Origin of the sequence: Moorena sp. SIO3H5 (assembly GCF_010692395.1) — a bacterium.
Taxonomy (GTDB): Bacteria; Cyanobacteriota; Cyanobacteriia; order Cyanobacteriales; family Coleofasciculaceae; genus Moorena.
The window spans coordinates 1-8,428 of sequence record NZ_JAAHHS010000341.1 but is presented as its reverse complement, the minus strand read 5'-3'; the positions used below and the strand labels follow the sequence as shown (position 1 = coordinate 8,428).

8 protein-coding genes are annotated in these 8,428 nt (G+C 43.5%); 7 read left to right on the top strand and 1 reads right to left on the bottom strand.

The window, feature by feature from the left end; genetic code table 11:
• The 7 genes from F6K52_RS27515 to F6K52_RS27485 form a co-directional block, all read left to right on the top strand.
• The coding region (locus F6K52_RS27515; RefSeq protein WP_293085903.1) for a cytochrome P450 at positions 1-178 on the top strand (178 nt) is incomplete at its 5' end.
• Between the two features lie 274 nt (positions 179-452).
• Positions 453-1,127, top strand: a complete 675-nt coding sequence (locus tag F6K52_RS27510) for a glutathione S-transferase family protein (RefSeq protein WP_293085898.1) — start codon at positions 453-455, stop codon at positions 1,125-1,127.
• A gap of 235 nt (positions 1,128-1,362) precedes the next feature.
• Positions 1,363-3,759: a heavy metal translocating P-type ATPase gene (locus F6K52_RS27505; protein WP_293085895.1), complete on the top strand. Its 2,397-nt coding sequence runs from the start codon at positions 1,363-1,365 to the stop codon at positions 3,757-3,759.
• Positions 3,760-3,873: 114 nt separating this feature from the next.
• A complete protein-coding gene (locus F6K52_RS27500) occupies positions 3,874-5,865 on the top strand; it encodes a WD40 repeat domain-containing serine/threonine-protein kinase (RefSeq protein WP_293085892.1) in 1,992 nt (663 codons plus the stop codon).
• Between the two features lie 9 nt (positions 5,866-5,874).
• Positions 5,875-6,000, top strand: a complete 126-nt coding sequence (locus tag F6K52_RS27495; RefSeq protein WP_293085889.1) for a hypothetical protein — start codon at positions 5,875-5,877, stop codon at positions 5,998-6,000.
• A gap of 60 nt (positions 6,001-6,060) precedes the next feature.
• Positions 6,061-6,648, top strand: a complete 588-nt coding sequence (locus F6K52_RS27490) for a Uma2 family endonuclease (RefSeq protein WP_293085886.1) — start codon at positions 6,061-6,063, stop codon at positions 6,646-6,648.
• A gap of 281 nt (positions 6,649-6,929) precedes the next feature.
• Positions 6,930-7,535: a class I SAM-dependent methyltransferase gene (locus F6K52_RS27485; protein WP_293085882.1), complete on the top strand. Its 606-nt coding sequence runs from the start codon at positions 6,930-6,932 to the stop codon at positions 7,533-7,535.
• 107 nt (positions 7,536-7,642) lie between these two features.
• Here the strand turns inward: F6K52_RS27485 and F6K52_RS27480 are convergent.
• Positions 7,643-8,428 (bottom strand): hypothetical protein (locus F6K52_RS27480; RefSeq protein ID WP_364419978.1); only part of this gene is annotated, 786 nt, incomplete at its 5' end.

The following is an 8,428-nucleotide window of genomic DNA, read 5'->3' as shown; positions in this document are numbered from 1 at the left end:
TCGGGAATGTTTAGGCAGGGAGTTTGCCAAATTAGAAATGAAGATTTTCGCGGCTCAATTGCTCCGGGATTATGACTGGAAATTAGTGCCAGGTCAAGATTTAGAAATGGTGGTGATTCCAACTCCCCATCCCCGGGATGGACTTAAAGTTAAGTTTAGCCGTAGAGTAAACTCTTAACTAAATAAGCTAGTGCAGGAAAAGCAAAACTAATAGGAGTTACGGAAGTTTGCCTGAGCAAGCTCTATATCTATAACGCTTTGTAGGATAGGCGAAGAAACTAAGAGTGTAGTGAGTCTCTTAGTTTCTATACCTTTGCACTAGCTATTTGTTTTAGTTTAAATACTATCAAACAATGTTCACAACTAACTTTACCTTGTACGAAGTAACTGCAACCCTTTTTTTCGGTAAACTTAAGCTAAACTTCAAAAGGAAACTTCGGGATAAATAATCGATGCTAAAATTCTACTACAATACCCTCTCGCCCAATGTTCGTCGTGTCTGGCTCACATTACTAGAAAAAAACCTTACCTTTGAAACAGTATTACTTAAATTAGATGGCGATCAATTTGAACCAGAGTTTTTAGAAATTAACCCATTTCATCACATTCCCGTTCTGGAAGATAACGGCTTGCGGTTAGTAGAATCCTTGGCAATTATGGACTACTTGGAAGCCAAATATCCCACACCTGCCCTGCTGCCAAGTTCACCAGAGGCATTAGCCAAGGTACGCATGGTACAATTGTTGACTGCTAATGAGCTATTTTCCCCAGTAGTTCAACTAATCTGTCAAAAGGAAGATTCACCACAATTTAAAGTAGCCAAGCGGAAGCTAGATACAGTACTCAAATTTTTATCAGACTTGCTAGGAAACAGCCCTTACTTTGCTTCGGACCAGTTAACCTTAGGAGATATCGTGGCTGGGGCAGCAATATCGTTATTGCCGAAGTTAGAGATTAATCTTACTGATTATCCTAACATGGATCAGTGGTTTAAAAGATTGATGCAACGGGAACCATGGCAGAAAACAGACATGAGTGCAGAGGATTTTGAAGAATTCAAGCGGCGAATCAAAGTTCTGGTAAAACTGCGTGCTCGTGAATTGATTGGTGGAAATAAGACAAAGTAAATGTAAGCATTCAGCGGTCAGCGGTCAGCGGTCAGCCGTCAGCCGTCAGCTGACCTAACAGAGATTAAACAAATGCTTACCTGTTTTATTCAAAAGCTGAACGCGCACGCGTGTGCGTAGCACATAAGCTGATAGCTGATAGCTGATAGCTGATAGCTTACCCACTAAATCTCATCCCCTTGACTCTCCACTCTACTAGAGAGTTTATCCTTTAACCATAGGGTGAGGGTAAATCATGAAACAACAAAGCTTTCGTTTACAAGGAATGAGCTGCGCTGGTTGCGCCAGACGCATTGAAACCCTGATTCAAAGGGTTCCAGGTGTGGTAGAGTCCAGGGTCAATTTTGGTACAGAAGAAGCTAGTATTACCTACGATACCGAGGAAACTAAGCCCGAAAAAACTAACCAGCGACTAACTAGACTGATTCAAAAGACAGTGAGTGATGCTGGCTACCAAGCTTACCCGATCGAGGATATCAGTGATCAGCCTGATGATCACGAATGGCAACGTCAAGCCGAAACCCTTGACCTAAAACGAAAATTCATTGTTGGTGCTGTGCTTAGTACTGTATTAGTGATTGGTTCACTACCGATGATGACAGGATTATCTATCCCCTGGATTCCATCTTGGTTACATCACCCTTGGCTACAGCTGGTATTAACCACACCGGTTCTGTTTTGGTGTGGACAGTCTTTTTTGATTGGAGCATGGAAAGCCTGGAAACACAAAACAGCAGATATGAATACCCTAGTCACCCTTGGGACTAGTGCTGCCTATGTCTATTCTCTGTTTCCCACTATGTTGCCCCCGGTTGTTTTGAAATCTTTCCTACCCCAAGGGGTAACTCTCCCTGTGTACTATGAAACCACTGCCGTAGTGATTACCCTGATTTTGCTAGGGCGATTGCTGGAACACCGTGCTAAAGGACAGACATCTCAAGCAATTCGTAAGTTGATGGGATTACAAGCTAAAACTGCTCGTGTGATTCGCCATGGTCAACCCCAGGATATTCCCTTGGCTCAGGTGCAAGTTGGAGACGTGGTATTAGTGCGTCCAGGAGAAACTATTCCGGTAGACGGCATAGTTATGGAAGGGGCTTCTAGTGTGGATGAAGCCATGGTTACAGGAGAAAGTGTTGCGGTCAAGAAACAGCCGGGGGATGAAGTGATTGGAGCAACAATTAATAAAACTGGTAGCTTCCAGTTCCAGGCGACTCGGGTCGGGAAAGATACCGTACTGGCACAGATTGTTAAGTTAGTACACCAGGCTCAAGGGTCTAAAGCACCGATTGAAACCTTAGCGGATCAGGTGACAGGGTGGTTTGTGCCCGTAGTGATTGCGATCGCAATAATCACCTTTGGAGTTTGGTGGATCACCACGGGAAATCCTACCCTAGCAATGATTAATATGGTGGCGGTGTTAGTGATTGCTTGTCCCTGTGCTTTAGGTCTAGCTACTCCAACCGCAGTGATGGTAGGAACCGGTAAAGGCGCAGAAAACGGGATTTTAATTAAAAATGCCGAGAGTCTGGAATTGATTCATCAACTGCAAACTATCGTGCTAGATAAAACCGGAACCTTAACGGAAGGGAAACCGATGGTAACGGATTTTATTACAGTTGGAAGCATCTATGACTCCTCATCAGAACTGGGCAGGTTCACCGGCAGCAATGAAATCAACTTGCTGCAACTAGCGGCAGTGCTAGAAAGTCATTCGGAACATCCCTTAGCTGAAGCAGTGGTGGGCTATGCCGAATCTCAGGGAATAGGATTGCAGTTACTAACACCAGAGAATTTTAGTGCTGTTGCTGGCAGTGGGGTACAGGCAATGGTTGATTACGATCATCCACTCTTCTCTTCCGAACTGACAAATGATGGGCTCAAGGGCAAGAGATTAGTACAGATTGGGACAAAACGATGGATGGAAGAATTAGGCATTGAAACAGATGTGACAGTGCAACCGGATCGGTCTTTAGCAGACTATCAGGGGGATTGGGAGGCTAGCCGTAAGACGGTAGTTTGGATCGCAGTTGATGGTAAAGTTGAGGGTATTTTGGGTATTGCTGATGCCCTCAAACCTGCTTCAGCTGAGGTGGTGAAATCCTTGAAGCGGTTGGGATTAGAGGTAGTAATGCTAACAGGAGATAATCAACAAACTGCTGATGCGATCGCATACGAGGTTGGCATCGATCGGGTATTTGCTCAAGTCCGACCTGATCAAAAAGCTAGCATCATCTCTACTATCCAAAAAGAAGGCAAAACTGTAGCAATGGTAGGGGATGGGATTAATGATGCCCCAGCTCTGGCTCAAGCAGACGTGGGAATTGCCATTGGTACAGGTACTGATGTTGCGATCGCAGCCTCTGATCTGACCCTAATCTCGGGAGATTTACAAGGCATCATTACAGCCATTCAACTAAGTCGTGCTACCTTCCGCACTATTCGCACTAACCTCTTTTTTGCCTTTATCTACAATGTACTAGGAATTCCGATTGCGGCTGGTGTGTTATTCCCGATCTTTGGCTGGTTACTCAATCCCATTATTGCTGGTGCAGCGATGGCATTTAGTTCAGTATCTGTGGTAACTAATGCATTGCGCTTACGGAATTTTCAACCTATTTCTAGCTTATGAGACACTGTTATTGGTGGGTTACGGCGGATAGGTTGGTTAAAAGGTGAGCTTTTAGAGTATTCGCCGCCTAACCCACCCTACCCTTGGATTTAAGTAATCTAACCAGCTGTTTGTGTGAGCTACTGTCTCAATCCCAACTGCCCTAAGCCTTACAATCCTGATTGCAACAAGTTTTGCCAAACTTGCGGCACTAAACTCTTGTTAGGACAGCAATACCGCGCTCTTAAGCTGATTGCAGCAGGAGGCTTTGGCAGAACCCTTTTGGCCATCGACGAGGGAAAAGCGTCTAAATCCTACTGTGTGATTAAGCAATTTTACCCCCAAGGTAACAATCAAGCTAACAATCAAGGTAACAATCAAGCTAACAATCAAGCTAACAATCATCCTACCAAAGCTGCTCGATTATTTCACCAGGAAGCCTTGCGCTTGGAACAGTTGGGCAAACACCCCCAGATTCCTGAACTCTTCGCCCATTTTGAACAAGATCATCACTGGTACATAGTTCAGGAATTTATCCATGGGGAAAATTTAGCTCAAGAGTTGGCAGCAACTGGACCATTCCGAGAAGCTCAGATTCGTAGACTCCTAAGTCAGTTGTTACCAGTGCTCAACTTTATCCACCAAGGTAAGGTAATTCATCGGGATATCAAGCCAGAGAATATCATTCGTCGTCGTATCCTCCACCCCAGTGCTGGCTTTGGAGTTATCACTCCCCCAGACCTGGTATTGGTAGATTTTGGTGCAGCAAAGTATGCCACACGCACTACCTTAGCCAAAACTGGCACAACTATTGGTAGTGCTGGTTATGCGGCTCCCGAACAAATCTTTGGTAAAGCAGTATTTGCCAGTGACATCTATAGTTTAGGAGTCACCTGCATTCATTTGTTGACCCAAACTCAGCCATTTAATCTATACGATCCGATGGAAAATGGCTTTGTCTGGCGGGATTTTTTGGTTCATAATCCTGTCAGTAGACAATTGAGTCGGATTCTCGACACAATGATTCAGAGTTCCATCAAGCTCAGGTATCAATCTGCGATCGCAGTGATGGACGATTTAGGAATCACCCGAGAAACCGAAGCTGGTCTTACCTGGGAGCCATTCCACCGTAATCAACTAACTCCCCAATTTACAGGAAAAACTGGTAGAACTGGTAAAACTGGTAAAACTAATCTAAAAACTAACTCTAGGCCACCAAGAGGTAATCCCAGGATTATCGTTTTTGCAGCAACCACTCTCAAAGGTCATTCCGATCAAATTTATTCTGTAGCCTTTAGCCCTGATGGACGTACCCTAGCCAGTGGGTGTAGGGACAAAACTATCAAGTTGTGGGAGTTGAACACAGCTTGGGAAATCCTGACCTTTGGAGGTTGGTTTTCTAAGCATTCCGCTGAAGTACGTGCTGTAGCATTTAGTCCTAAAGGCAGGAGTCTTGCCAGTGGTAGCGCTGACCACACCATCAAACTCTGGAATGTGCGTAATGGTAAGGAGATTTTCACCTTCACAGGGCATTCCGGTGACGTGAATTCCATTGCTTTTCACCCCCAAGGATACCACCTTGCCAGTGGCAGTAGCGATGGTACCATTAAGCTTTGGGATGTTCGTACCCTTACGCAGCTCACTACTCTGACCGGACATTCATCATCGATTGATTCAGTAGCCTTTAGCCTCGATGGCCAAATCCTTGCTAGTGGTAGTGCTGACGCTACCATCAAGCTTTGGGATCCCTTAAGTGGTCAGGAAATTCACACCTTTGAAGGGCATTCAGACCAGGTGCTTGCGATCGCGTTCACTCCCGATGGACAGACCCTAGCCAGTGCTAGTGCTGACGGTACTATCAAGCTTTGGGATATTAGCACTGCCCAGGAAATTACCACCCTCAACGGACATAATGGTTGGGTTTATGCGATCGCATTTGACCGTAGTGGCAAAATTCTCGCTAGTGGTAGTGCAGATACTACTATAAAGCTATGGGATGTTGATACAACTCAAGAAATTGGCACTCTCAACGGTCATTCAGACACCATTCATGCTCTTGCCTTTGGTCCGAATAACAGAACTCTTGCCAGTGGTAGTTTCGATAACACCATCAAGATTTGGCGCTAATTACCTAGCTTGCTTCAGGTAACAGGCAAAATAGAAAAGGCAAAAGGCAACAGGCAACAGGCAACAGGCAACAGGCAACAGGCAACAGGCAAAAGGCAAAAGGCAACAGGCAACAGGCAACAGGCAATCCGATGATTAAGAACTAATAATTATACTTACGGTAAACAGAATAACAAAAGCAAATTTTAAATACCAATGCAACTAATATCTGAATCAAAATATTATTCTCCAGAAGACTATTTAAAACTAGAAGAAACAGCAGAATACAAGAGTGAATATCGGGATGGAGAAATTATACCAATGACTGGTGGCACTACCAATCATAATCAAATTGCCCTTAATATTGCTACCCTTTTCAAACTTGGATTAAAGGGAAAACAGTACAAAGTTTACATTGGTGATGTGCGTTTGTGGATACCTCGTTACCGTCAGTATACCTATCCAGATGTTATGGTGATTCAGGGTGAACCAGTTTACACAGGTAAGGGTACAACTACAGTAACGAACCCAATGTTAATTGTCGAAGTTTTATCAAACTCTACTAAAAACTATGATCAAGGTGATAAGTTTTTATACTATCGTTCCATCTCAGAGTTCAAAGAATATATTCTAATCGAACAAAGTGAGTATCGTCTACTGCAATATAATAAAACTGCTACCAATCAATGGCAGTTCACTGAGTATGAATCAGAAAATTCCGTTATTTCTCTAAATTCCTTAGAGTTAAGCGTTTCTTTTCCAGATATTTACGAGGGGGTAAATTTTAAACTTACTCAAGACTAATTTTTTGATAAATTATTAAACAGGCAACAGGCATGCTAGCAACAGGCAACAGGCAACAGGCAATAGGCATGCTAGCAATAGGCAACAGGCAACAGAGAAAAGGTAAAAAAATCTCTGTACCTGATTAATATCAAAACTGCTATAACAATCAATTGCCATTAATCCTTCAACCTTCACCCAAACAACCTTAAACTTTCAACCTTCAACCCTTCAACCTTCACCCAAACAACCTTAAACTTTTAACCTTCAACCCTTCAACCTTCAACCAAACAACCTTGATAATGACTAGTAATTTTTTTAGCACAAAAGAAAAGTTCTTTGATCTGTGGGCACCAAACTACGACATCCTGTTCACCACAGTATTTTATCAGGCACTCCATAAACGACTGTTAGAGTTTGTAGAACTCACAGATCAGCCCAATGTATTAGACCTTGGCTGTGGTACAGGTCGTTTACTGAATCGTTTTGCTCAAGAGTTTCCCAATCTTCGAGGCACTGGGGTAGATTTATCTACTAAAATGCTCACTCAAGCCCGACAAAAAAATCAGCATCGGCAGCGCATAATCTATAGAAAAGGCAATGCTGAATCTCTTCCCTTTGCTGACAGGGAATTTGAAGCAGTATTTAATACCATCAGCTTTTTACACTATCTCAATCCTCAACAAGTTTTCTCAGAAGTTAGCCGGGTCTTGGAACCCAAAGGACATTATTACTTAGTAGACTATACTGTTAGAAAGCGAAAAAAATCTTTACCAATTTCTCCTAACCAGATTCGTTTCTATAGCCGACAGCAACGGGAAGAATTTGGCGAGGTAGCTGGTTTGTCATGTTTAGGGCATCACCATCTCCTCGGATCCATTGTGCTAAGTATCTTTGAAAAACATTAATAACTATTCCCTCTCCCCACACCTCCAATAAATTCCACAACTCCCACTCTTTCCCTACTCCCTACTCCCTACTCCCTACTCCCTACTCCCTAACTACAGCGCTATAGTTACTTAATCACCTCACAGCACTCTGCCACAGATGCCCGTTTTTCCATAGCAGCCACCAGTGCTTCATAAGATTCCCAGTGTTCACTAATCATACTAGTCGCCTGACGCTCAGCCCATCGTGCTTTCACTGAGTACTCACTACCAGGAAAACCTAACCCTTCCAAAGCCTCTCGGAGTTTTTCGCAGTCTTCTGCTCCGCCCTCAACATTCTCATAGACTATAGTTTCCGCAGCAATGCCTGCCATCCAAACCGTGCAAAATCGATCTAAGGTTAATCGCATTTCCCGAAGATTAGAAGCCTTAGCGGATAGTGCTTCAGTATCAAAGGTCACACCACCATTACCCAGTTGTCCCTGCTTCAAAGCTTCCCAAGCACTTAAGGTGTAACCAGTGATTGGAATACCAAGTAAGTAAGCCACCATAAAATGACCCGCTTCATGGCGAATTATACGTCCGCGATGTTCAGGATTGGTACTCGCCAATACATCTAACAGCAGCGTTAACCCTTTCCCTTTGAAGCTGAAGCCATCTAGGGTAACAAGACTCAAGACACCAAAAGTAGTTACCGCAGGGATTGCCGGAGAAATATTCAACAGTGGTCCTAGCAAAACCGAAAGGGTCATGCCAAAAACACCAATAGCAATTAAATTCAGCGCAATTTGTTGCATTTGTTCTTGGTTACTTGTTACATCATTGTTAGTTATATCATGTTTTTTGGAACAATTATGAATAGTAGGGAATAGGTAACAGGGAACAGGGAATAGGGAATAGGGAAGAGGGAATAG